This window comes from Mesorhizobium sp. M4B.F.Ca.ET.089.01.1.1 (assembly GCF_004022605.1).
In the GTDB taxonomy this organism is placed as follows: Bacteria; Pseudomonadota; Alphaproteobacteria; order Rhizobiales; family Rhizobiaceae; genus Mesorhizobium; species Mesorhizobium abyssinicae.
On record NZ_RZOS01000699.1, the window covers coordinates 1 to 2047 of the forward strand.

General features: G+C 58.1%; 1 protein-coding gene. It reads right to left on the reverse strand.

What is annotated here, in order from left to right; translation table 11 throughout:
* Positions 1-230: 230 nt before the first annotated feature.
* The gene (locus tag EN780_RS32860) at positions 231-1667 is read right to left on the reverse strand and encodes an MmgE/PrpD family protein (RefSeq protein ID WP_348631289.1); all 1437 of its coding nucleotides are present in this window, start codon (positions 1665-1667) and stop codon (positions 231-233) included.
* Positions 1668-2047: the final 380 nt, after the last annotated feature.

The following is a 2047-nucleotide window of genomic DNA, read 5'->3' on the forward strand; positions in this document are numbered from 1 at the left end:
AGATGTTCTCGCAAGAGGATGGCCTGAGCGCCTACTTGGCAATCTGGTCGCCGAATAAAGCGAAGCTGTCCTCGTCTTCATCCAGACGGCATCGACAATCTTCGACATATCGTCGACGAGAGCAGGGCTACATGACACTCCCCCAACCCGCCTCAGGAAAATCTTCCGAGACCATAGCGGCCTTGGCCGTTTGGATACCAGTTATGTGCTTGCCCGTCCGTCTCGACGAATCACTGGAACGCTTCGGAAGATCGGGCCAGTTCACGCGCGGCGTCTTCTTCGGCATATCGCCTGCCCCGTCGAGAGAGGGCATCCAGAAGGGGCCCAAGGCCTGCCGTTTCGAGGTTGCCTATTGCCGAGAGGATCTCGTCCTGCCACCGCGGGTGAACGTTCTCTCTGCTGAGGCCCTTGAATTTCTCCCAGATCTGATCGGTCGATAAAGGGCGCAGGACATCTCCAAGGGGGTGTCGTACAATCATTTCTTCCTGCCCTTTTCCTTGATCCATGACAACGCGGGCTGGCGTTTCGGCTGGAAACGCCGAAGCGAAATCGGAGGACGCTTCAAGCTCAATACGTCCGGCCAACTCAATGACGCGTACGTCAGTGAGACGTTCAGGTTGAACAGGCTGTAGGGCTTCCCGCCCGTACAAAGCGGCCAGTGCGCAACTAAAATAGAAGCTGTATTGAGCCCCCTCCAAGGTGCTGGGGGCGCGCTCGTTTGCAAGGCGCATCGCTTGTGGGAAAGTTTCGATCCGCAGCTTGCGGATATCTTGCCCATCGCGACGCATCGCAAGTATCGCATCGATAGCTGCGTGGATGTAGCGGCAGCATGCATATGGCTTAAGATAGCATTTTTCAACTTCCCACGACGACCCAAGATTGCTTGTCAGGACATGGCGGGTGAAACGGTCGTCGTCATCGAGAAGGTCAAGAGGTCCGGTTGCGGCTGCCCGTGCGCGATAGGCGGCGGTGATACCTGCAACCACGGCAGGGGGAATCCCTTCCTTGATCGTGCTGCCCTCGAATTTGGAGTTTGCGGTTAAGAAGACGATTGGTCCTTCGGCTCCGGCAATACCTAACGCATGAGCGGTTTCCGTGGCACTCAAACCCAAGAGACGGCTAGCTGCAGCCGCAGCCCCGTAGCCGACCCAGCGTCCAGTCGCATACGTATCGATTGCCGCAACCGGACGAGAGCTCGCGATTCGCAGACCGATTTCGTATCCGAGCGCAATTGCAACCATCGTCTCGGCCACAGACGAATCAACAGCCTGAGCCACTGCCAAGGCGGCGGGAATAACGCCGGCACCAGCGTGGCCTGCTGCGCCGCGATGACCGTCATCGATGTCCAGCGCGCTTGCCGCAGCGCTGTTGGCCATCGCGGCGCCGACCACACTAGAAGGATTTTCAGTCAACCAAATGCTGATCGGGCCTTCGCCATAGGCTTCCAGTGCCGATTTTCTGGCAGCATCAGCTAATGGCGATCGCAGGCCCGCAGCCGTGGCACCGATAAGGTCTAATATGAGCAACGAGATTGTACGCCGTGTCGCCGCAGGCAGTGCACTTCCTGGGTAGCTGCTAACGAACTCGGCGAGTTCAGATATGGCCCGCACTGAGATACTCCAATATATCCGCTTGTTTCGCGACAGGGCTTCGGCTGTTTTGCCCACCGCGGGAGGCGTGCTTTGCTAACGCCAGTCCGGCTTCGACAGGTCGGTTCGGCCGAGTGTACCATCTCCCATGCAATCCGCGTGCCACCTAAAACGTTGTGTACGAGAAGGGGCAACTGCATGTGCTTCGCACGTCAGCGGAATACTTGTACCCTGGTGTGCCGGTTTCCGAACAATTCGGAGGCACAAACTCCTCACGCTCGCTGATGGGGTGGACGGCGCCCGCAACTGCATCATTCTCGTGAGAGGCGTGCCAAGATGGCTGCTGTCGAGCACTCATCTGAAGGAGCACCGGCTCCGCGCTTTTGCCTGTCGTGCGTCGGCTGAACGAACTCGATCATGAGATCGGACAAAGCGATCAGGCCATTCTGGCTCTCGCC